Origin of the sequence: Streptomyces sp. ISL-1 (genome assembly GCF_018614585.1) — a bacterium.
GTDB lineage: Bacteria > Actinomycetota > Actinomycetes > Streptomycetales > Streptomycetaceae > Streptomyces > Streptomyces maoxianensis.
Map to the genome: position 1 here is coordinate 90701 of NZ_JAGGOI010000032.1, position 22593 is coordinate 113293.

The 22593-nt window shown below is 68.9% G+C and carries 18 protein-coding genes and 2 pseudogenes; 12 read left to right on the forward strand and 8 right to left on the reverse strand.

Going from position 1 to position 22593, the window contains the following annotated elements; genetic code table 11:
- Positions 1–191 precede the first annotated feature (191 nt).
- Positions 192–497 (forward strand): DUF397 domain-containing protein, encoded by a 306-nt coding sequence (locus tag J7E87_RS23370; protein WP_251017909.1) that lies wholly within the window; start codon positions 192–194, stop codon positions 495–497.
- Positions 498–555: 58 nt separating this feature from the next.
- Here J7E87_RS23370 and J7E87_RS23375 read toward each other — a convergent pair whose 3' ends face one another.
- Together J7E87_RS23375 and J7E87_RS23380 are read right to left on the reverse strand one after the other, a co-directional pair.
- Positions 556–2385 carry a long-chain fatty acid--CoA ligase gene (locus tag J7E87_RS23375; protein WP_215096454.1) on the reverse strand — a complete coding sequence of 610 codons (1830 nt, stop codon included), beginning with the start codon at positions 2383–2385 and terminating at the stop codon, positions 556–558.
- 81 nt (positions 2386–2466) lie between these two features.
- A complete protein-coding gene (locus J7E87_RS23380; protein WP_215096455.1) occupies positions 2467–3201 on the reverse strand; it encodes a CDP-alcohol phosphatidyltransferase family protein in 735 nt (244 codons plus the stop codon).
- Positions 3202–3310: 109 nt separating this feature from the next.
- On the opposite strand from J7E87_RS23380, the gene J7E87_RS23385 reads away from it, so the two are divergent.
- The 5 genes and pseudogenes from J7E87_RS23385 to J7E87_RS23405 all read left to right on the forward strand — a co-directional run.
- Positions 3311–4303, forward strand: coding sequence for a zinc-binding alcohol dehydrogenase (locus J7E87_RS23385; RefSeq protein ID WP_215096456.1), 993 nt, complete (start codon positions 3311–3313; stop codon positions 4301–4303).
- A 65-nt stretch (positions 4304–4368) separates the two neighbouring features.
- Positions 4369–4767 (forward strand): 6-carboxytetrahydropterin synthase, encoded by a 399-nt coding sequence (locus J7E87_RS23390; protein WP_215096457.1) that lies wholly within the window; start codon positions 4369–4371, stop codon positions 4765–4767.
- Between the two features lie 32 nt (positions 4768–4799).
- Positions 4800–5870 (forward strand): glycosyltransferase family 4 protein, encoded by a 1071-nt coding sequence (locus J7E87_RS23395; protein ID WP_215096613.1) that lies wholly within the window; start codon positions 4800–4802, stop codon positions 5868–5870.
- A complete protein-coding gene (locus J7E87_RS23400) occupies positions 5798–6703 on the forward strand; it encodes a class I SAM-dependent methyltransferase (RefSeq protein ID WP_374195217.1) in 906 nt (301 codons plus the stop codon). Before J7E87_RS23395 ends, J7E87_RS23400 begins: the two co-directional genes overlap by 73 nt.
- Positions 6700–7647 (forward strand): annotated as a pseudogene (locus J7E87_RS23405) (lysylphosphatidylglycerol synthase transmembrane domain-containing protein); the annotation flags it as partial. The gene J7E87_RS23400 and the pseudogene J7E87_RS23405, both read left to right, overlap by 4 nt.
- Here J7E87_RS23405 and J7E87_RS35355 read toward each other — a convergent pair.
- Positions 7642–8478 carry a RibD family protein gene (locus tag J7E87_RS35355; protein ID WP_308313042.1) on the reverse strand — a complete coding sequence of 279 codons (837 nt, stop codon included), beginning with the start codon at positions 8476–8478 and terminating at the stop codon, positions 7642–7644. The pseudogene J7E87_RS23405 and the gene J7E87_RS35355 overlap by 6 nt on opposite strands.
- Positions 8475–9221, reverse strand: a complete 747-nt coding sequence (locus J7E87_RS23410; protein WP_215096460.1) for a creatininase family protein — start codon at positions 9219–9221, stop codon at positions 8475–8477. The genes J7E87_RS35355 and J7E87_RS23410 overlap by 4 nt, the downstream gene beginning before the upstream one ends.
- 127 nt (positions 9222–9348) lie before the next feature.
- On the opposite strand from J7E87_RS23410, the gene ribA reads away from it, so the two are divergent.
- On the forward strand, positions 9349–9999 hold the full coding sequence (ribA, locus tag J7E87_RS23415) for a GTP cyclohydrolase II (RefSeq protein WP_215096461.1): 651 nt from the start codon (positions 9349–9351) through the stop codon (positions 9997–9999).
- Between the two features lie 66 nt (positions 10000–10065).
- On the opposite strand, the gene J7E87_RS23420 is transcribed toward ribA, so the two are convergent.
- The 4 genes from J7E87_RS23420 to J7E87_RS23435 all read right to left on the reverse strand — a co-directional run bounded on the left by J7E87_RS23420 (position 10066) and on the right by J7E87_RS23435 (position 16500).
- Entirely contained in the window at positions 10066–12999 is a 2934-nt protein-coding gene (locus J7E87_RS23420) for an NHLP bacteriocin export ABC transporter permease/ATPase subunit (RefSeq protein ID WP_308313043.1), read from the reverse strand.
- Between the two features lies 1 nt (position 13000).
- Positions 13001–15268, reverse strand: coding sequence for an NHLP family bacteriocin export ABC transporter peptidase/permease/ATPase subunit (locus J7E87_RS23425; protein ID WP_215096463.1), 2268 nt, complete (start codon positions 15266–15268; stop codon positions 13001–13003).
- A complete protein-coding gene (locus tag J7E87_RS23430) occupies positions 15265–16071 on the reverse strand; it encodes an HlyD family efflux transporter periplasmic adaptor subunit (protein WP_215096464.1) in 807 nt (268 codons plus the stop codon). The genes J7E87_RS23425 and J7E87_RS23430 overlap by 4 nt, the downstream gene beginning before the upstream one ends.
- A 198-nt stretch (positions 16072–16269) precedes the next feature.
- Positions 16270–16500, reverse strand: coding sequence for a type A2 lantipeptide (locus J7E87_RS23435; protein WP_215096465.1), 231 nt, complete (start codon positions 16498–16500; stop codon positions 16270–16272).
- A 514-nt stretch (positions 16501–17014) separates the two neighbouring features.
- Between J7E87_RS23435 and J7E87_RS36550 the strand changes: the two are divergent.
- From J7E87_RS36550 to J7E87_RS23465, 5 genes and pseudogenes are all read left to right on the forward strand, one after another.
- Positions 17015–17320: pseudogene (locus tag J7E87_RS36550) on the forward strand (RHS repeat domain-containing protein); the annotation flags it as partial.
- Between the two features lie 205 nt (positions 17321–17525).
- Positions 17526–17813 (forward strand): RHS repeat protein, encoded by a 288-nt coding sequence (locus J7E87_RS36555; protein ID WP_215096466.1) that lies wholly within the window; start codon positions 17526–17528, stop codon positions 17811–17813.
- Between the two features lie 435 nt (positions 17814–18248).
- Positions 18249–20021: a hypothetical protein gene (locus tag J7E87_RS23450; protein WP_215096467.1), complete on the forward strand. Its 1773-nt coding sequence runs from the start codon at positions 18249–18251 to the stop codon at positions 20019–20021.
- Between the two features lie 111 nt (positions 20022–20132).
- A complete protein-coding gene (locus tag J7E87_RS35360; RefSeq protein WP_308313044.1) occupies positions 20133–22193 on the forward strand; it encodes a transposase in 2061 nt (686 codons plus the stop codon).
- A gap of 96 nt (positions 22194–22289) precedes the next feature.
- A complete protein-coding gene (locus J7E87_RS23465; RefSeq protein WP_215096468.1) occupies positions 22290–22430 on the forward strand; it encodes a hypothetical protein in 141 nt (46 codons plus the stop codon).
- The last annotated feature ends 163 nt before the right edge of the window (positions 22431–22593 follow it).

A 22593-nucleotide genomic window follows, 5' to 3' on the forward strand; every position in this document is an offset into this window, starting at 1 on the left:
TGCAACCCTAGCGCGCCATCATGCGGCTGGTACCATCGCGTCGACCTCCGTCGTGATCGCCTTCACCGCGGTCAACTGCGTCACACACCAAGCAAGCCCGAGTTGGTTCGGCACCGTGAACAGCACCGTGTCGGCCGCCTTCACCGCCTCGTCCGCTGCGGGCTCCTCGGCGATGCGGTCGGGCTGAGGAGCTGACCTGGTTCACCTGGTTCAAGAGCAGCTACAGCGGAACGCAGGGGGACAACTGCGTTGAGGTGGCCGCCTCGCCCGGCACCGTGCACGTCCGAGACTCGATGGACCCTCAAGGGCCCCAGCTGTCCGTCGACCCCGGCGTATGGTCGTCGTTCGTGTCGTACGCCACTGATCGTCAAACCCGCGCTGGTCCGGCCACCTATGAGCGGGGAAGGGATGTACGGCCCCCGCGCGTCAGCTGCCGCGACCACCCCGGACGGCAGCAGGTGACGTCCTACGGCTTGGGCAGCGCGTTGACCAGGTAGTCCAGTGCTGTTGCCGAGGGCGGTGAGGCCGGGGGCAGCTTCCACTGCATCCACGCCCTCAGCGCATGTACAGCGCGTCGATGTCCGCCGCGTACGCGCCCGTGATCGCCCGGCGCTTGAGCTTCATCGTCGGTGTCATCAGACCGTCGTGCAGACTGAACTCGTTCGGCAGGATGCGGAACGCGCGGATGGACTCCGCCCTCGAAACCCGTGTGTTGGCCCGGGAGACCGCCCGTTGGATCTGCGCCCGCAGGTCCTCGTCGTCCGCCATCGCCGACATGTCCGACTGCGGCTTCCCCTTCAGTGCCTGCCAGTGGGCCAGCGCTTCGGGATCCACCGTGATGAGCGCCGCGATGTACGGCTGGTCGTCGCCCACGATCAGGCACTGCGAGATCAGCGGATGGTGGCGCAGCTGCTCCTCCAGGGGTAGCGGGGCCACGCTCTTGCCGCCGCTGGTGATGATGATGTCCTTCTTGCGCCCCGTGATGACGAGGTAGCCCTCGCGGTCGAGATGGCCCATGTCGCCGGTGGCGAACCACCCGTCGCGCAGCACCGCCTCGGTGGCCTTGGGGTTGTTGAGGTAGCCGGCGAAGACCGTGTCGCCGCGTACCCACACCTCGCCGTCGCTCGCGATGTGTACGGCGCAGCCGGGAATGGGCCGGCCCACCGTGCCGAATCTGACCGCTCCCGGCGGCTGGGCCGTGATCGCGCCCGCCGTCTCGGTGAGGCCGTAGCCGTCGTACACGGTCACGCCCGCGCCCGCGAAGAACAGCCCGAGCTCCCTGCGGAGCGTCGAGCCGCCGGACACGGCGGTGCGCACCTGGCCGCCCAGTACGGCGCGCAGCTTGCTGTACACCAGACGGTCGTAGGCCGTGTGCAGGACCCTCAGGGACGGGCCGGGGCCGTGGCCCGAGCCGATGGACTGCCGTTCCACTGCTTCGGCATAGCGCACCGCGACGGTCGCGGCCTTGTCGAAGAGGCCTACGTGCCCTGCGGCCTCGGCGGTGCGACGAGCCTTGTGGAAGATCTTCTCGAAGATGTACGGGACGGCGAAGAGGAACGTCGGCCGGAAGGATGCCAATGCGGGCAGCAGCGACTCGGGCGTCAGGTCGGGCTGGTGGCCGAGACGGACGCCGCCACGCAGACAGGCGACCCCGACCATCAGCCCGTAAATGTGGGCAACGGGCAGGAAGTTGAGGATCGACGGCTGTGCACCGGGCTCGGCGATGATCCCGCCCCAGCCCTCGAGCAGGATGTCGCATTCGGCAGCCAGATTGGCATGCGTGATGAGGCAGCCCTTGGGCGATCCCGTCGTGCCGGAGGTGTAGCAGATCGTGGCGACCTGGTCGGGCAGCACCGAGGCTCGGTGACGGTGGATCAGTTCATCGTCGACACCGGCACCTTGGCGGATCAGCGATTCCACACAGCCCAGGTCCATCTGCCAGATAGCGGACAGCTGAGTCTCCGAGTCGGAGGCCGCCGCCACGGTCATCGCATGGTTCTCGTGCTCGACCACGATGGCCCGGACCTGGGCGTCGTGCAGGATCCAGCGCACCTGCTCGATGGAGGACGTGGGGTAGACCGGAACGACCTCGGCGCCGACGGACCACAGGGCGTGGGCCAGAACTGTCCACTCGTAGCGAGTACGGGACATCAGCGCGACCCGGTCGCCGAACCGGATGCCGCCGACCAGGAACCCCTTGGCCACGGCCATGACTTCGTCGCGGAACTGCGCCGCGCTGACCGGCTCCCAGCCCTCCGGTCCTGCCCCGGTCCGGCGGGAGAGCTGCACCAGGGAGGGATCGCGATCGGCGGTCTCGTACACCGAGTCGGCGAGCCCGTTCGACCAAGGCGGCTGGAGACGGCGCGGAGGCCCGTTTCCATACATTTGGCCTCCCCCTCGCCCGTGTCAGGGGCGTCACGCTATGCAACTCAGGGAGGGAAAGGTATCTGTTGGAGGGAGTGTTGCCTAGTTTCCGGGCACATCCACCCAGTCCCTGACCCGCCACAGCCATCCGATGTCGCGCCCGAAGGACCAGATCAGCAGCGCCAGCGCCAGAAGGACCGCGGCGAAAGCCAGTTGAATCGGGATGACTCCGGCGCCGACGACCAGGAGCACGATCCCCTGGAGCGCCGCCACCGTCTTGCGCGCCGTGCTCGGTGGCAGGGCGCCGTTCAGCCACGGCAGTACTCGGGCCGCCGCGACGAAGGCGTAGCGCATCGTGCCGATCAGCAGGACCCAGGGGCCCAGCGAGGTCGCGACATAGATGCTGAGCACCAGGATGAGGAAGGCGTCGACCTCCATGTCGAAGCGTGCCCCCAAGGGGGACGCCGTCCCGGTGCGGCGGGCGACCTTGCCGTCGACCGCGTCGAGAATCAGCGCCACCGATGTGAGCGCGACCAGGAGCGTGACCGGCGGCGGGCTCTCGAAAGAGTCCGCGACCAGGGCGGTCACGCCCCCGACGAGTGTCGCTCGCGCGAGGGTGACGCGGTTGGCGGCCCCGAAGGAGCGGAGCCACGAGCGGTGCACGGCGCGCGTGAGCACGGCCCAGGTGACGAGCGCGAACGCCAGCCCTGTCAGCCATCCCGCGGGCCCCAGGCCGATCGCCGTGCCGAGAAGGACCAGCAGAAGTACCTGCGCGCCCGCTCCCACGGTCGTCTCCTGGCGCAGCAGCCGCCTGTCGTACGTGTTGTTCAGGGCCACTCTTGCCGCCCTCCGGCTGCGTGACAGAGTCCATGGTGCCGCGTACCGTGGCCGCGGCTTCTTAAAGATCAGTACGTCAAACGTCGCCCGAATGTTCAGGAGTACGCAGATGCAGCGCGCCGCCCGGGCCTTCTGGCTCCGCTCTCCCGGCCACGGCGAGATACGGGACGTCTGTCTGCCGGAGCCCTCCGACGACGAAGTGCTGGTGCGCACCCTCTGTTCCGGTGTGAGCCGTGGAACGGAGACCCTCGTCTTCCGCGGCGGCGTGCCGAAGAGCCAGCACAGCGCGATGCGGGCGCCGTTCCAGGACGGCGACTTTCCCGGGCCCGTGAAGTACGGCTATCTCAATGTCGGCATTGTCGAAGCCGGGCCGCGGCACCTGCTCGGCCGTACAGTCTTCTGCCTCTACCCGCACCAGACCCGGTATGTCGTCCCCGTGAGCGCCGTCACTCCCGTGCCGGATTCCGTCCCCGCCCACCGGGCAGTGCTGGCCGGGACGGTGGAGACCGCGGTGAACGCCGTGTGGGACGCCGCTCCGCTGATCGGCGACCGGATCGCGGTCCTCGGGGCCGGCATGGTCGGGGCCGGCGTCGCCGCCGTCCTCGCCAAGTACCCCGCGGTCCGCGTCCAGCTGGTCGACGCGGACCCCACGCGCGCCTCAGTCGCCACGGCGCTCGGCGTCGACTTCGCGCTCCCCGAGGACGCCGCGGGCGGCTGCGATCTCGTAGTCCATGCCAGCGCCACCGAGGAAGGGCTCGCGCGCTCACTGGAACTCCTCGCCCCGGAGGGGACGGTCCTCGAGCTGAGCTGGTACGGCGATCGGCGCATCAGTCTGCCGCTGGGGGAGGCCTTCCACTCCGGCCGCCTGGTTGTGCGCAGCAGCCAGGTGGGGATGGTGTCCCCTTCACGGCGCTCCAGCCGGACCTTCGCGGACCGCCTCGCGCTCGCGCTGGACCTGCTCGCCGACCCCGCCTTCGACGCGCTGATCACCGGTGAATGCGCCTTCGACGAGCTGCCGGACGTGCTGCCGAGGCTCGCCTCCGGGGAGCTCCCGGGGCTGTGCCACCGCGTGGTGTACGAAACCGCAGCTGATCCGGCCTGAACAAGAAGTACAGGCCGGCCGTACTACAGGGTCAGAAGTGCCGCTGCACCTGGGAGGGTCATCCGTTGTTCAGCATCACCGTCCGCGACCACCTCATGATCGCTCACAGTTTCCGTGGAGAGGTCTTCGGCCCCGCCCAGCGGCTGCACGGAGCGACGTTCCTTGTGGACGCCACCTTCCGCCGCGCCGAGCTGGACGCCGACAACATCGTTGTCGACATCGGCCTGGCCACCAAGGAACTCGGCGCTGTAGTGGGCGAGTTGAACTATCGCAATCTCGACGACGAACCCGACTTCGCCGGCACCAATACCAGTACGGAATTCCTGGCCAAGGTGATCGCCGACCGACTCGCCGACCGAGTGCACGCCGGGGCCCTGGGCGAGGGCGCCCGCGGCCTGGCCGGCATCGCGGTCGCCCTGCACGAATCGCATGTCGCCTGGGCGAGTTACGAGCGCGCCCTGTGAACCGCGCCGGTGCTCCCTCGGTGCACTTCGTCATGCCCGGGGGCGTCGACGATCCGGCCTCGCCGAGCGGCGGCAATGTCTACGACCGCCGGATGTGCGAGGAGCTGGCCAAAATAGGCTGGCAGGTCCACGAGCACGCCGTCGCGGGCAACTGGCCACAGCCCGCAGCGGCCGCCCGCGCCGAATTGGCCAGAGTCCTGGCGCAGTCGCCGGACGGCACCGTCATCCTCCTCGACGGACTCGTCGCCTGCGCCGTTCCCGACATCGTCGTCCCCGAAGCCGAACGGCTGCGCCTGGCGGTGCTGGTCCACCTGCCGCTGGGCGACGAAACAGGACTCGCCCCCTCGCGGGCGGCGGCCCTGGACGCTCTGGAGCGCGAAACGCTGCGCGCCGCCGCGGCGGTCGTGGTGACCAGCGAGTGGGCGGCCCGCAGGCTCGTCGCCCATCACGGCCTCACCTCCGGCAGGGTTCATGTCGCCGCACCCGGGGTCGACACCGAGCCCCCGGCGTCCGGCACCGACGGTGCCTCGCGGCTGCTGTGCGTCGCCTCGGTGACCCCGCGCAAGGGGCAGTACCGGCTGGTGAAGGCACTCGCGGCCGTCGCGGACCTGCCCTGGGACTGCGTATGCGTCGGCGGCCTCGATCACGACCCCGGCTATGTCGAGGGTCTGCGGGAGCTGATCGAGAAGTACGGACTCGGCGACAGGGTCCATCTCGTGGGAGCGCAGGCCGGTGCGGAGCTCGACGCGAGCTATGCCGCCGCCGACCTCATGGTGCTCACCTCGTACGCCGAGACGTACGGCATGGCCGTGACCGAGGCGCTCGCGCGTGGCATTCCCGTCCTCGCGACGGCCGTTGGCGGTCTCCCGGAGGCCGTCGGGCGCGCGCCCGACGGCAGTGTGCCGGGGATGCTCGTACCGTCGGAAGACCCGGCGGCGCTCCCTGCGGCGCTACGTCGCTGGTTCGACGACCCCGGCCTGCGCGATCGGCTGAAGACGGCCGCACGCGAGAGGCGCACCGCGCTGGACGGGTGGGAGACGACCTCGCGGAACCTGGCCGGCGCGCTGGAACAATTCATACTCGAACCCGGGAGGGCCGCGTGAGTACCACCGACGCGCCTCGATACGCCCCCGAGTGGCTGGAGCTGCGGGAGGGCGCCGACGCCGCCGCCCGCGCATCCGGACTCCTCGACCCGCTGCACGGGTACCTGAGGCGAGGGGACGCGGGGCTGGTCATCCGCGATCTCGGCTGCGGCACCGGCTCCATGGGACGCTGGCTCGCACCGCGGCTGAACGGCCCCCAGCACTGGATCCTGCACGACCATGACCCCGCTCTGCTCGAGCTGGCCGCCGTGCGGATGCCCCGTACCGCCGCCGACGGCAGCCGCGTGACGGTCGCTGTCGAGCCCGGTGACATCGGCCGCCTGACCGCGGAAGACCTGGCCGGCACCTCGCTGTTGACGGCCTCCGCTCTGCTCGACGTGCTCACCCGCGACGAGGTGGACACGCTCGCCAAGGCATGCGCGGCAGCCGGTTGCCCGGCGCTGCTGGCTCTCTCCGTGGTCGGGCGGGTCAAGCTGACACCTGCCGAACCGCTGGACGCCGAGCTCGCCGCCGCTTTCAACGCCCATCAGCGCGGTGCCGGCATGCTCGGGCCCGACGCCGTGACCGTGGCCTGCGAGGTCTTCGCACGGCGAGGGATGTCGGTGCGGGCGCACCCCAGCCCGTGGCGGCTCGGCCCGGACGAGTCGGCGTTGACGGCCCAGTGGCTACGGGGCTGGGTCGGCGCGGCCTGCGAGCAGCGCCCGGCCCTAGCGCAGCGCGCCGAGGCGTATCTGCGGCGCCGCCTGGCGGCCTGTGAGGCGGGCGAGTTGCGGGCGGTGGTGCACCACAGCGATCTGCTGGCACTGCCCCGGCCGGCGGGCGGGACCCGATGAGCGCTCAGACGCTACGGGCCCAGGTCGGCACGCTCGCCGGCGCGGCCATCCTCGTGGTGCTGGTGTGGCAGCTGGGCACCGGCGCCTTCCTGGACGGGCTGCGCAGGATTGACGGCCCCACCCTGCTGGCCGCTCTCGGCCTCGGCCTGCTCACCACCGTGTTCAGCGCCTGGCGCTGGTGCGTGGTGGCCCGCGGCCTGAGCATCCGGATGCCGCTGGGCCGTGCCGTCGCCGACTACTACCGCGCGCTGTTCCTGAACGCGGCACTGCCCGGCGGCGTACTCGGCGATGTGCACCGCGCGGTCCGGCACGGGCAGAACGCCGGTGACGTCGGCCGGGGCGTGCGCGCGGTCGTCCTCGAACGGACCGCCGGCCAAGTGGTCCTGATCGCGGTCGGTGCGACGGTCCTGCTCGCTCTGCCGTCCCCGGCCCTGGAACAGCCCCGCCATCTGGTCGCGTCGCCGGGGGCCGCTCTGGCTCTCGCCGTGCTCTGCGCACTGGTGGTCGCGGTTGTCGTCCGGCGCCGTACACGGCTCCGCGGGAAGCCGGGCACATCGCGATGGCACGGCGCGGTCCGGGCCGCGCTGGCCGAGGCGCGCCTCGGACTGCTCGCCCGCGGAAGCTGGCCGGGAGTGGTGATCTCGTCCGTCGTGGTGCTGGCCGGGCACCTCGGCACCTTCCTGCTCGCCGCCAGGGCCGCGGGGGCAACCGCGCCCCTCGCCGAGCTGGCGCCCCTGATGGTGCTGGCGCTGCTCGCCATGGCGCTGCCGCTGAACGTCGGTGGCTGGGGCCCCAGGGAAGGCGTCACCGCCTGGGCCTTCGGCGCCGCAGGCCTCGGCGCGGCCCAGGGGCTGACCGTCGCCGTGGTCTATGGAGTGCTCACCTTCGCCGCCAGCCTGCCCGGCGTCGGAGTGCTCGCCGGGCAGTGGCTGGCGCGGCTACGGCGTCCCCAACTCCAGCTCGAAGAGCGTGTCCTCGCCGAGGAGGGCGCGTCGCACCGGCGGGCGGAGCGCGTCGCGCATCACCGGCTGACCGGCGAAGCGGAGCCCCGGGATGCCGTCGCCGAGCAGCACCGGCGCCACGGTGACGTAGAGGCGGTGCAGTGCCTGCTCATGCAGGAAGCGCGACACGGTGACGCCGCCGCCCTCGATCAGCACCCGGCCCAGGCCACGCCGCGCGAGCGCCTGCACCAGGCGGCCCGGGGCGAACGCATCACTGTCCGGCAGGACCAGTACGTCAACGCCGTCACCGACACCGTCCGCAGCAGCCTTGTGGTGCTCGCCGGCCGCGCCCACCACCCACAGGGTCGGGGCTGAACCGTCGGTGAACACCCGGTGCGTCAGCGGTACACGACCGTGCGGATCGAGGACGACACGCACCGGGTTGTCCCCGGGGCAGGCGCGCACTGTCAGTTGCGGGTCGTCCGCGACGGCGGTGCCGGCTCCGACGACCACCGCGTCGGCGAGCGCACGCAGGCGGTGCAGATGAAGGCGGTCCTCCTCCCCGGTGACGTAGTCGGCGTCGCCGGTACGTGTCGCGATGAAACCGTCCAGGCTCTGCCCGAGTTGGGCGAAGGTGAAGTGCGGACCGGCCAGGCACAGCGGCAGATAGCGGTCGGCGAGCATCTCGGCCTCGGGCGAGGCGTCCTGCCGCCAGCGCCGTCCGCCGTCCGCGCTCCGGACAAGGCCCGCGGCCTCGGTGTCCGGCTCGGAACGGATGCCGCGCAGCCGCTCCCAGGCCTCTGCCGCGTCGAGTATGCCGCTGCGGCCGGTCATCGGGTCTCCTGGCGGGTGAGCAGCGCGACGTACTCGGCGAAGGATTCGACAAGTCCGGCCAGTAGTTGCTTTCCCTTCTCGGCGGACGCCATCGACGGCCGGCCGATGACACCGGACCTGGTGTATGCGGGCATGCCCAGAGTGAGCAGATGCTTACGGTCGTCGACGACGAAATCGGAGGTTTCATAACCGGGGCGGACCAGTTCGGGATGTGCATGCAGAAGAATGGAAGTCTCCAACTCGCCCGCGTGCATATCGCTGTGCGACGGGGTCTGCACGCCGGCCCCGGCCCGTGCGGCGTCCCAGTCCGCCGAGCCCGGGAAAAGGGCCATCCGGATTCCGCTGCCGGCGGATTCCTGAACCACGTTGCGCAGTACGTAATTTCCGCCGTGCGCATTGACCAGAATCAGGGAACCGACTCCGGACCGGCGGAGCGAGTCGGCGATGTCCCGTATGACGGCGTAGAGGGTCGCGGCGGAAATGCTGACGGTCCCGGGCCAGGCCGCGTGCTCGTGCGAGCAGGAGATCGTGAGGGGAGGGAGGTGGTGAACCGGATGGACCGCGGCGATCTCCCGCGCGATGGTGCAGGCGACGACCGTGTCGGTCACCAGGGGAAGAAACGCTCCATGCTGCTCGAAGCTGCCTATGGGAAGGATGGCGACATCGGCCTGCCGGGTCCGCACGTCCTCCGTGGAGTCCCACGGCAACAGGCCCGATGCCTGTGGCGTTTCCGAACCACTCATGTCTTTCCGGCCTTTCGTTGTTCGCTCTGCGCGCCCATGGTCGAACGGGATGAAACGGGCGGCCAGTTGATGTTTCTTCGTCATTTTCGCTCACACTGCCGTGAGCTTGCCAGTTAGGATCGGGGTCATGACAGTAAGTGATGGCGTGTCCGGCGAGAGTGTTCGTCCAGCGGGTGCCGAACGAGTGGTGGATGTCCGACTTTCCACCATGCACGGCGAATTCCTCGCCGTAGGTTACCTGGACCGCGAAAGCGGGGACGAGCAAATGGTGCTGGTATACGGCGATGCCGGGAGTGACGGAGCACTTACCCGCGTGCATTCGGAGTGCTTGACCGGAGATGTCTTCGGATCCAAGCACTGTGAATGCGGCGATCAGCTGTCTGCCGCACTGCACGCCATTGTCACGGAGGGGCGAGGCATTCTCGTCTACCTCCGGGGTCACGAGGGGCGAGGAATAGGTCTGTTGGCCAAGCTGCAGGCCATGAAGCTCCAGGCGGAGGGGCTGGACACGGTCGAGGCGAATCTCGCCCTCGGGTTCCCGGCCGACATGCGCGACTACCGTGTGGCGGCGGAGATCCTGCACGACCTCGGTGTGCGATCCGTACGGCTGCTGTCGAACAATCCGCTCAAGCGCGAAGCGCTGCTGCGGCACGGCATCAAAATCACCGAGCAGGTTCCGCTGCTGATACCGCCGCGTGAGGAGAACCTGGCCTATCTGTGGACCAAGCGCGAACGCCTTGATCATTTCCTGCCGCACCTGGACGGCGCGGCGGACTAGCGCCGACCGGCTCCACATCGTCGGCCGGTTCCCCCGGCCGGCCGGCTCCACGGGCCCCGCCGGTGCTCAGGCCATCTGACGGCGCACCAGTTCGTGGAGCCGGCCGCCCGCGTCTGCGAGCAGGTCGGCCGGAGCGCCCTGCTCCACGACGCGGCCGTCCGACATCACGATCACCCGGTCGGCGTCCATCACCGTCGACAGCCGGTGGGCGATCACCACACGGCTGGCGCTCAGCATGCGGGTGGACTCGATCACGATGCGCTGGGTTTCGTTGTCCAGCGCGCTGGTCGCCTCGTCGAAGAACAGGATGCGAGGCCGGCGGATCAGGGCCTGGGCGATCATCAGGCGCTGGCGCTGGCCACCGGAGATCGCGCCGCCGCCCGAGATCATGGTGTGCAGGCCCATCGGCATGCGCTTGATGTCCTCGGCCAGGCCCGCCATCTCGGCGGCCTCCCACGCCTCTTCCTGGGAGAAGGACTCGGCGCCGCAGATGCAGTCCAGGATCGAACCGGTCAGCGGCTGTGCGTTCTGCAGGACGACACCGCACTGGCGGCGGACGGCGGCCTGGTCCAGGGCGGAGAGGTCCTGGCCGTCGTACAGGACGCTGCCCGAGACCGGTTTGTCGAAGCCGATGAGGAGGCGCAGCAGCGTCGACTTGCCGCATCCGCTGGGGCCGACGATCGCCACGAACTCGCCCGGCCGCACGTGGAGAGACACGTCGTCCAGGACCAGGGGGCCGTCGTCGGAGTAGCGGAAAGAGAGCTTCCTGGCCTCGAGCGCACCGGTCAGGGCGCCGGGCTGGGCGCTGGTGCCGCGGACCTCCGGGGCCTCGTCGAAGACAGGCTTGATCTGTTCGAACATGGGCAGGACGGCGGCGGCCGACACCAGCGCCCCGGAGACCTGCGTGACGCAGGTCAGCAGCATGGTCACGGAGGTGTTGAAGGTCAGGAACTCGCCGGCCGACATGCTGCCGCGGGCAGGGCCGGCCAGCAGCATGAACATGGTGAGCGAGCAGAGCGGCAGATAGACCGCGTCGAGGACCGTGGTGAGGTTCTTGATCCGGCCGGCGCGCTGCTGGAGTTCACGCGAGCGCGCGAACTCCCGCGCCCAGGCGGCGTACGCGAAGCTCTCCGCGGCGGCGACGCGCAGCTTGGGCAGCCCGCGCAGGGTCTGGAACGCCTGGTTGTTGAGCTTGTTGCCGAGCTCGACGAGCTGACGCTGCCATCGCAGCTGCCACAGGCCCATCCCGAGGAACACGGCCCCGATGAGGATCAGCATGCCGATCGCGGCGAGCGCCAGCGGCACGCTGTAGCAGAGCAGCAGTACGAGGTTCATCGCGCCGACCGTGCTCGCCTGCACGGCGAGGGGACCGATGCCGGACATTACCCGGCGAATGGCGCTGATGCCCATCGCCGCGCTGGCCAGCTCTCCGGTCGAGCGTTCGGTGAAGAATTTGGTCGGCAGCCGCAAGAGCCGGTCCCACACGGCCGGTTGGAGCGCGCTCTCGATACGTCCCTCCATCCGCAGGATGGTGAGGTTCTGCAGCAGCATGAAAGCGGCGGAGACGATGCCGGCGATCATGAGGGCGAGTGAGACCTGGACGATGAGGTTCTTCTCGGCCGTCGGCACATACACACCGAGCACCTGCCCGGTCGCGATCGGCACCAGTGCGCCGAACCCCACTGTCACCAGCCCGGCCAGAGCCAGATTGCGCAGGTCCAGGCGGGTGTCGCGAAGGCTGAAGCGCAGCAGCCGCCAGGCGGTCATGGGCTGTTCCGGCAGCGGACGGTAGAACATCACGGCGCGCGGTTCGAGTTCCTCCGCGCTGGTGCTGCCGAGCCGGATCCGCAGTCCGGATGCCGGGTTCACCGCTTCGTACCGGCCACGACGCCACAGCAGGGCGACCGGGGCTCCCGACTTGGCCCAATGGCCCACCAGAGGGCCGGCGTTCGTACGCCACCAGCGACCGTCGAGTCTGACCGCGCGGGTACGGATCCGGGAACCGACCGCTATCCGCTCGACGGGACTGATGCGGTCGCCCACCGCACCGCTCTTCGACGGCTCGGAGAGTGTGATCCCGGCGGCCTCCGCGACCCGTCGGCAGACGGCGAACGTCGCGTCGTCGCTCGCCGCGTCAGCGCCGGTGGATGTCCGGCCGGCCCGTTCCGGCCTGCCGATGGAGGCCAGCAGCGCCTGGTCGGCCCGGGCGCGGACCGTCTCACCCGCCTTGATGCCGGCGGCCGTCCGGTCCTCGTGCGCGCGCTCCAGCTCTTCGATCCAGCGGTCCACCGCGGAAAGCAGCCGGTACTGCTGGTTGACCATCTGCTGCCACAACGCGGCGTCGACCAGCAGGTCCCCGGCCGCCTCCGCGCTGTACGCGGCGCCGTACTGGACGCTGCCGGGGGGTACCGGCATCCACAGGATGTCGTCGTCGGCCACGGCCCCGTCGGCCGGCGGGCCGCCGAGCGGAGCCTGGAACAGGACGCCGAGGCCCCGTCCGGTGCCGAGAGCGAAGGCGTACTCCAGCGGAGTCGGACTCGGCGTCTCATAGCCGGTGTTGTACGTCCCGTGGGCGGTGTCATACGTGCCGTGGGCGGTGTCGTATGTGCCGTGTCCGGTGTCGTACGTGCCGTGGGCGGTGTTGTACGTCCCGTACTCGGTCTCGTACTCCGGCCGGTACAGCTCCCGCAGCGGGATCCGGCGCAGCTGACAGCCCTGCGAAGGCCTGCCGAGCAGGGTGTGCCGCGGGCCGTCCACCGGGCCGAGCAGCAGCGTGCCCGCTTCCAGACGGCCGAGGAAGTGCCAGTGACCCTGCTGGGCGGCGTCGACCGCGAAGAGGTCCAGCGCCCCGCCGACGACGAGCCACAGCACCTGCGGCCCCTCCAGCGCCAGGCTGCGCAGGCCGGTGCAGTCGACGGGCGCGCCGAGGCCGCCCAGCGCGTGGGTCACCGCGTCGATCTCGCCCGGTCCCGCGATCGCGGACGGGTGAACGGATGCCACGTCAGTGCTCCTTGACCAGCTCGGCGTACGGACCCCCGGCGGTGACCAGCTCCTCGTGCCTGCCGCGTTCGACGACCGCACCATGGTCGAGCACCACGATCTCGTCGCTGTCGCGCACCGTGCTCAGCCGGTGGGCGATCACGACGCACGCGCAGCCGCGCCGCCGCAGGTTGTCGATGATGACCCGCTCGGTCTGTGCGTCCAGGGCACTGGTGACCTCGTCGAGGACGAGGATGCTCGGCCGCCGGACCAGCGCCCGGGCGATCTCCAGCCGCTGGCGCTGACCGCCGGAGAAGTTGCGGCCGTCCTGCTCGACCCGGCTGTGGATGCCGTCGGGCCGCCGGGCGATCACGTCGTAGAGGGATGCGTCCTTCAGCGCGGTGACGACAGCCTCGTCCGGTATCGAGGGGTCCCACAGCGCCACGTTGTCCCGCACGGTGCCTTCGAAGAGGAAGACGTCCTGGTCGACGAAGGAGACCGAGGCGGCAAGCGCGCTTCGGGGAATGTCCTCCAGGCGCTGCCCGTCGATCCGGATCGTCCCCTCCCACGGGCTGTAGAGGCCGGAGATCAGCCGGGAGACGGTGGACTTTCCGCTGCCCGACCCGCCGACGAGCGCCACCTGCTGCCCGGGACCGACCGTCAGCGAGAAGCCGCTGAGCAGCGGCTTGTCCAGCGGGCTGTAGCCGAAGGTGATGTTCTCCAGCGTCACATGGCCCTTGAGCCTGCGGGTGCTCGCGTCCCGCTCCTGGCGCGAGTACAGCGCGTCGACGGGAAAGTTCTCGACATCCTTGAGCCGGGCCACATCGGCGGCGAAGTCCTGAATCCTGCCCGCCACTCCGTTCAGCCGGGTGATCGGCGCGGTGAAGCGGGTCACCAGCGCCTGGAAGGCGACGAGCAGACCGATGGAGATATGGCCCTCCACCGCGCGCAGCCCGCCGATCCACAGGATCAGCGCGCTGTTGAGCGTCGCGAGGGTGGGCGCGACGGCGGCGAGGACGGCGCTCGGCACACCGAGCCGCTGCTGTACTTCCAGCGTGGTCGCGTGCTGCCCCGCCCAGCGCCGGAAGTACCCGTTCTCACCACCGGTGGCCTTCATGGTCTCGATCAGCTGAAGACCTGTGTACGAGGTGTTGGTGAGCCGGGCGCTGTCCGCGCGCAGCTTCTGGGTGTTGGTGGCCCGCAGCTTGATCACGATGCGCATCGCGACCACGTTGAGCAGGGCGATCAGCACGCCGATGACGGTGAGTTGAGGGTCGTACGTCCACAGCAGTACGGCGTAGAGGATGACGACGACGCCGTCCACGCCCGCGGCGGCGAGGTCCCGGGCCAGCGTCTCGGCGACCGCGTCGTTGGACTGCAGCCGCTGCACCAGATCGGCCGGGCTGCGCTGGGCGAAGAATGTGACCGGCAGTCTCAGCAGGTGCCGCAGGAAGCGGGCGCTGCTGAGGGTGGACGAGATGATGCGGCCGCGCAGCAGATTCGCCTGTTGCAGGCCGGTGAGCACGGCGGTGAGCGCCACCATCGCGGCCATCGACGCGAACAGCGGTCCGAGCAACGAGGTCTGATTGCCAATCAGGAACATGTCGATGTACGTACGGCTCAGCGCCGGCACCGCGGCGCCGACCGCGACGAGCAGCAGGCTGGCGAGCAGAGCCGCCAGCAGAGTGCCGGCCGTACCGCGCATCCGCGCGGGCACGGCGCTCATGATCCCCGGCTTGCGGCCGCCCCGGCGGAAGCTGTCGGAGGGTTCGAAGATCAGCGCGACGCCGGTGAAGCTGGTGTCGAAGGCCTCCATCGACACAAAGCGGCGACCCTTGTCGGGGTCGTTGATGTGCACGCCCCGGCGGCCGAACCGGCGTCCCATGCCGTCGTAGACGACGTAGTGGTTGAACTCCCAGAACAGGATCGCCGGTACCCGCATGTCGGCCAGCGCCGCCGTCTCCATCTGCATGCCCTTGGCCTGCAGGCCGTAACTGCGCGCGGCCTTGAGCAGGTTGCTGGCGCGCGAGCCGTCGCGGGAGACACCGCACGCGATGCGCAGCTCCTCGAGCGGCACATGCTTCCCGTAATGCGCGAGGACCATGGCCAGCGAGGCGGCGCCGCACTCCAGCGCCTCCATCTGGAGGACGGTGGGGGTGCGAACGGCCTTCTGCTTCTTGGCCTTGGGCGGCGGGCCGGCGCGGCGCGAACCGCGCCGGGGGGCCGGTGCTCCCTCCGGGCGATGGCGTCGGCGGCCGCCCGCCGGCGGCAGTTGCTGCTGCGTGGTCATGGGAGCAGCCAATCGATCGGATGCTGCTCGGCCAGCCGGATGGCGCCGGTGGCCAGGGTCATGGAGTCGACGGCGTACGGCGGACCGTCCGCGGACGACCAGGTGTAGCCGGACTTGGTGCCTGTGGACGGGTCCAGACGCACGAGGACCGCCACGGGCTGGCCCTTCTTCGAGAACTGCTCGCCCAGCTGGCTGTTGCCGAGGAAGCTGGTGATCCGCTGGCGGGTCTGCGCGGTCCGGCCGACGGCCTTCACCCGGCCGCGCAGTACTCCGTACTGCTGTGTGGGCACCGACTGGACGGTGAGATCGACCGAGGCGCCCACGGGCACCGTCGATCCGCTGTCGGCGGGCACATACAGGACGGCCATCAGGGGGTCGTCCGCCTTGTCGATCTTCTCCACGGCCGCCACATCCGCTCCGGTCGTGACCACGGAACCGATCGTGGCGACAAGCGCCGTGAGCCGGCCTGCGGCGATCGTACGGACGACGGTGTTGCCCTCGGCGGTACGGACCTTCACCAGGGGGGCGTTGGCGGAAACCGTCGTGCCTTCCTCGGCCAGCACATCGGTGACCTGGCCCGAGACAGGGCTCTGCAGGACGTAACTGCCCTGGGCGTGGGTGAGGATTCCGGGCGCGCCGAGTGTGGAGGTCACGGTGCCGGTGACCGCCCAGGCGGACGCGGCGATCATGACCAGGACCGTGACGGCCAGGACGAGCCACCCCCGGGGGCGGGCGAAACGCACCGGCAGATCGATCTCTTCCGGCGATTGCAGCTTGGAAAGGGCCTGTTGACGGAACTGCACGACACTCTTCCCTCAACTGCGATGGTGCTGACGGACATTCGGCGCGGCTCGAGTGCCGGGGCGCGCCGGGGCGGCGGCCGTATGCCCCGGAACCTGGGGTGGATCCGGGGCATACGGTCCGGCGAGTCGGCAAGGAGGGGACGCCGACGAGCCGTAGTCACCGCTTGGGGGTGCGCCGCTCAGCGGCGCACAACCGGCTCAGAGACCGGCGACCGTGGCGGTGGCGATGCCCGCGATCGGCGCCGAGTTGAGGCCGGTGACGCCCTCGACGGTGCCGACGGCCGTGGCGGCCAGGGGGCCGGAGACCGGGAGGATGCCGTCAGCAGCGGCCGTGGAGTTGCCGACCACGCCGCCGAGGAGGCCACCGGACACGTTGTCCAGGTCGCTGTCGGAGATTTCCTGGGTCTGAACCTGGGGGGTGGAGTTCATGAGGGGGTTCCCTTCGCATGGATATCTCGAATTGCTGCGACTGAGTCTTACGGCTCCCGCAGTGCGATGGATCAAAGCACGCAGGCGCGTTGCGCAGCCAATCGAGCAGCGACTGATGCGCTCGATAGGAGACGGTTGAATTACCTGACGTGCACGTGTGTCCATGGGTTGGTGGCATCTTCTTCACACGTTAAGCCGCCGCAATTCCCTTGAGATGGCGTCCACTTGACCCGGAACTGGACATTCCGCATCAAAGGGCGGACGGGTTGGTCTCGGGCGGGGGAGCTGGTGGGAGGGGATGTGACGGCTGCGCATTCGGTGTGCAGATTCACTGAAGAATCCTCCTTGTGTCAGGTCTCGTACGCGCCGCGGGCGTCTATGTGTAGAGAGTGTTTCCGGCAGGTGTGGAGAAGGTGTTACTCGGAGTTATGGGTGCAGAGTTCAGCAGAAAGTGGCCCGGCGGCACAGGGAAGTGAAATAGCGGCATAACGGAGCTGCGCCGGATGCGAGGGGAATGGTCGATTACCTGCGGATACCTCGGTCTTTGCTCCCCCTGTCGTGTCCTGCATCGCTCGACCTGGGACGGCGAGGGGAACTGCGTCACTCACACCGACGCGCACGGTGGCGTGACGGTGGCCGAGTACGGGCACTTCGACAAGCCGACACCCGAACCTCCGCCGACGGAGCGCGTTATGAGCTGCGGTACGACACCGAACTGCGACTCGCGCGGGTGAGCAACCCGCTCGGGCAGACCTGGGACTACGCCTACGACCACGCTGGCCGGCTCGCCGCCGAGAGTGACTTCGACGGCCGTCAGATGCAGTACACATACGACGCCGCAGGACGCCTGGGGTCGCGTACACGCCGCTCGGCCAGACCTTCTCGTATGCATGGGATGTCATGGACCGACCGGTTGGTCGCCCAGAACTCGGCCGGATCCGCCACCCGCTACACGTACAGCACCGGCGGCCAGTTGATCGGCGCGCAGTCCCAAGCCTCCACTCTCACCATTGGAGAGGGACGTCATGGGCCGGCTCGTCGCCGAGACCGTCGACGGCCGCACCAGCCGCTACACCTACGACCTGTTGGGCCGCCGTCTGACGCGGACCACGCCCACAGGTGCCGTCAGCAGGCTGGAGTACAGAGTGCGCCGACCCGGAAACCGGTCTGCCCGCTGGGACTTGCGCCCAAGTGCTGCCAGATGGACGCCTACGATTCGGAAGGGCAGCGTTCGCTACGGCCGTCTCGATCACCTGGGTCGCCCCGCTGGCCTTGGGTATTCAACCGGCCGAACTTTTCTGATGCAGAGTTAGAGAAAGGTGCTCCTGAGCTGCAAGGGTGCGAGTGCTGACGTCGTATCCGCTGCAAGAACAGGTGCAGCTTGCTGGTGAGTGAGCGTACCGGGTGGGACCGGCGGCTGTCTGTGGCCGCCGACGGGAGAGGACTCATCGGCCACGCCGGGGTGGAGCTGCTGCACGCGGTCGCGGACCGTGTCGGACTGACCGGAGCCCTCGGCCGGCTAAACCCGGCGCCCCCGCAGCGTCATGCGACGGCCCACCCCGCCAGCAACGGGGACATTACGGGCGAACCGCCGAGACGATCACCGAGTGGAAGCCGCTGACGAATCGAGGCCAGTCCGGAATCAGCCCGGTGGATTCGGGCTGAACCGCAGGGCGTCGAGCCGTAGGCTTCGGCAGTGAACGCTGACGACGTCTGGCCGTTGCGCGTCCCCGCCGGGAGGAGATCGCATGCAGGACCCTTCGGACTCGATGGAGATCGCCGAGCCTGAGGAGAACGGCAAGAGCAATACCGCCGACTCACCTGTTGTGGACGATCCGACACCCAACTCGGACATCGGCTCAACGACGGCATCGATGGTCCTGGCGGAGGTGCTCCCAGGGGTTGCTGTCGTCTTCGGTGAGGTCCCGGCGGAACTCAAGCTCGATTTGATCGACTTTGGGCTCGTGTCGGGCGCCGACCGCAAGCAGATCTCCGCAGTCCTCGCCTCGATCGGAAACACGGCTACCGTGGCTGGCAACCTCGGAAACGCATTCGCCAGCGTGCAGGGGCTCTACAGGATCAGCGACGCGACACAGGCCCTACTGAAGGCCGGCGGAACGCTCGCCATCAAGGATGGCGCGAACCTCGGAGCAGTGTTCTCCGCCAGTGGCCGCATCACTGCTCAGGCCCGCTTCTTCCCCGTGACTGCGGTGAGCGCGGCGCAGACCGCGGCTGCGATGGGGCCGGCGCTGGCCATGGTCGCCCTTCAGATGCAGCTGAGTGAGGTCACGGGCCTTGTCAGAACCAACATCGCGCTGACAAGCCAGGTACTCACGACTCTCCGCCACGGGCAGTGGGCCGAGCTGACGGCGCTCGTCGCCACCGTCGATCACGTAGTTGACCAGGCGCGAGAGGTCGGATCGGTCCCGACGTCCCTGTGGGACACCGTCGCGGGTAAGAAGGCGGACCTGCGTACGCAGCGTGACCTGTACCGACTGAACGTCGGCACTCACATCCGGCAGATCCATCGGGTCGACAGACATGGCCGCCGTGAGTATCTCGAGACGAACGCCGAGGCAATCCTCTTCGACGCAAACGCCCTCCTGTTTTCCGTCAAGGCATGGACCGGATATCAGGCGCTCCACGCCGCGCGGGCGAGAGCCGCTGGACCCGAAGACGCTGACGAGGCCCGGCTCGTCGACGTCATTGCGCGCGACACTGGCAAGGAGCTCGACTCCGCACTCGCCGAGACGACGAGCCTCGTCGACTCGCTGACGCGGGAGCTACGAATCATCGCCGAGCTCCCCGGACGCGACACACTGCCACTGCCGGGGAAGCGGAAGGACTCGATTGCAGCCCGCCAAACCTCCGCCCGTCTTCTAGAGGCGATCGAGCCTCTTGCTGATGCTCTCCATCCGCCAGCCTCTCCGCTCGAGGCTCCGGGCGTCGTCTGCGCACCCAAATCGCTGGATCTCGAACCGTACCTTCGCATCCTGCGATGGTTCCTCGAGGACGGTGAGACCCTACGTATCCTCGGCTTCCCCGATCAACTCGATGCCCTCGGTCCAATTTCTGCGATCTTCAGCGGAGCGAAGGAGAAGTTGGCGGCAGCGAGGGACAAGGTGGCGTCAAAGACACTGGTCGCCGTCACGGATCGCCGCATCATCACGGCCAAGACGAACGCATTCCTTGAGCAAGGCGAGATCCGTCAGGACATCCCGATCGACCGGGTGCGATACGTCCGAGCAGCGACCACGCAGGACAGAAACGGGCGCTTGGCGATCGACCTCATCACGCGCGACGAGAACATCCGGTGGCTCTTCCACGCTGACATGGACAACCCCCAAGTGGACGCGCTTGCCGCCGCGCTTGCCGAGTCGATGACGATCCCGGACGGTGAACGCGATGAGCTTCAACGGCGGCGCTACGCCCCCATCGAGGCGGGCAGGAAGGGCGAGAGTACTGGCACGAGGTCTACAGAACCGACTGGATCCGAGGCCACGACCTGCGATGCCGAGTAGGCCTCGAGCCCATTTGACCTTGGGTATTGAACCGGCCGAGCTTTTCTGATGCGCAGTTAGAGAAAGGTGCTACTGAGCTGCAAGGAGTGCTGACGTCCGCTGCAAGGACAGGTGCAGCTTTCGGTGCTGCTGCACGCGGTCGCGCACCGGGTCGGACTGACCGGAGCCCTCGGCCGGCTGTGGCCCACCGTCCAGAGCGCGAGCTGGCGCGACCGCGCGCACGTCCTGCTCGGCCTGGCGGTGGCGATCGTGCTCGGGGCGACGAACCTGTCCGAGACCGAGCAACTGCAGGCCCACCACACCGGCCTGCTCGCGAAACCCGCCTCCGACTCCACCACGCGCCGTACTCTGGCTGCCCTCGACGAGCGCACGCTGAAGCGGATCGCGAAGGCCCGGGCCAGGGCCCGCCGTCACGTGTGGCAGCTAATGCACCTGCGACCGGACGGTTTCCCCTGGCTGACCGTGGCGGGCAAGCGTCTGGCGGGCCGGGTCGTCATCGACATCGACGCCACGATCATCACCTCCGCCTCGAACAAGGCCGGCACGGCCGTGACTTTCAAGAAGACGTGGGGCTTCCACCCGCTGGCGTGCTGGTGCGCCAACACGCAGGAGCCGCTGTCGATGCTGCTGCGGCCGGGCAACGCCGGGTCCAATACGGTCGCCGATCACATCGCCGTGCTCACCGACGCACTGCGGCAGATCCCCGGCGCCAGCCAGGCGAAGATCATGGTCCGTATCGATGGCGCGGGCTCCACCCACGACCTGCTCGAACACCTGGAGGCGCTGAACACCGCCCGTCGCACGGTGCGTTACCTGGTCGGCTGGACGATCACCGAGGGCGACCACGCAGCGATCGCCAAGCTCCCAGTTGTGGCGTGGGAGGACTCTCTGAGCCAGGACGGCACTGTCCAGGACGGCTACGGCATCGCGGAGTTGACCGGGCTGAACACCCGGCCGGGCTGGCCGGAGGGGATGCGGCTGCTGGTCCGCCGGGTCCGCCCGGCCGGACGGCACAAGAAGAAGCTCACGGCTTTCGAGAAGAAGACCGGCTGGAAGTATTCGGTGATCGCCACCAACAGCCGGCAAATGTGGGGGAGGAAAGACGTGACGCGCACCACGCCCGAGCGGCCCGTCGATATCGAGGAAGTGTTCCCGGAACTCGGCCGGTACCGTCGCACGAGTACCCGCCTGCACCCCCGGAAAGGCTCTCCGAAGCCTGACGAGAGCTCGGTGGCGGGCCCGTTCCTGTGGCCCTCCGCCGAGCCGTGGCCCGTGTGCACGGCCTCCCACGACAAGAGCACGGGGCACCGGCTGGCGGACGTACGGGAAGAGCGCCGGATTCTGGACGCTGCCTGGCAGCGGGACCCTCGGGGTGGACCGTCGGAGGCCGAACGGGAGGCTCTTTCCGCTCTCCAACCCGGCTTGCACGCTCCGGAGATCGGGAACGAGGAAGCCATTCCGCTGCTCGCCGCCGCCCAGTTGTTCACCCGCGACATTCCGGACCTGAACGGCCCCGAAGGGTGCGACCTCCTACAGATCTTCTGGTGCCCGTTCGAGGTCCACGGCCCGGACCGCACGATCGATGTGGTGCTGAAATGGCGGCACTCCCACGATGTGGCGGACATTCGCTCGGACGTTCCGGAGCCCGTTGTCGTCGGCCGCAAGGAATGCGTGCCCGTGACGTGTGTGCTCGACCCGGAACAGGTGGTGGAGCATGAATACGTCGGCATGCTGAGCCAGGAACTCCGGGAGTCCATCGAGGTGTGGGAGGAAGAACTCCTGGACACCGAGGACGACTCGGAGGACTTCGGCAGCTACGACAACGAGGAATACGAGGCCGCCTCCGGTGACGGCCCTGAACAGTCCGAACTCACCTACCAGCACGACCTGTCCATCCCACCGGGATGGAAGGTCGGTGGATTCGCCTCCTGGCACCTCACAGGGCCCGCCCCGGTGACCTGCTCGTGCGGCGCGGCCATGCTGCCTCTGCTGACCGTCCACGACCGCGAGTGGGACAACGGCACGCTGAGTTGGGTCCCGCTCGAGGACCGGGACAGCATGCACATCATGGGTGCGAACGTCCCCACCGGCGTCTATCTCGGTCGTGGGCTGATGCGTGTCTTCACCTGCCATGAGGACCCCACACATCCGCACCGGCTCAGCTTCCAGTGAGGCGAGGACACCGACACTCGGCCTTCTCGCACCCTGCAGGTGGGCCGGGGCCGCCGTTCTCTCGCCGTTCCCCGAGTCCCGGAATGGCGGGAAGCTGTGTACTGGAACGGCTGGAACGGCTGGAACGGCTGGGCCGCCGACTGCCTGGCCGAGCTCGTCGGTGACGTCCTCGAAGTGCGCCTGGTGTGGTCGCAGGACCCGAGCCTCACTCCGCACCGTGATCCCATGCGGTTCTGAAGAGCGTTGCAGATGGCTGCGATCCGGCAGGTCATGCATGGTTGCGGCTGTTTCGATCTCGAGGCCCGGGCGAGGTTGTGCATGTGGGACGGCGTGGAGTGCGCCTTCGCGCTGCCCGCAGTCGCAGGAAGTGTCGGCGACTTCGGCGTGTCAATTACCCCTG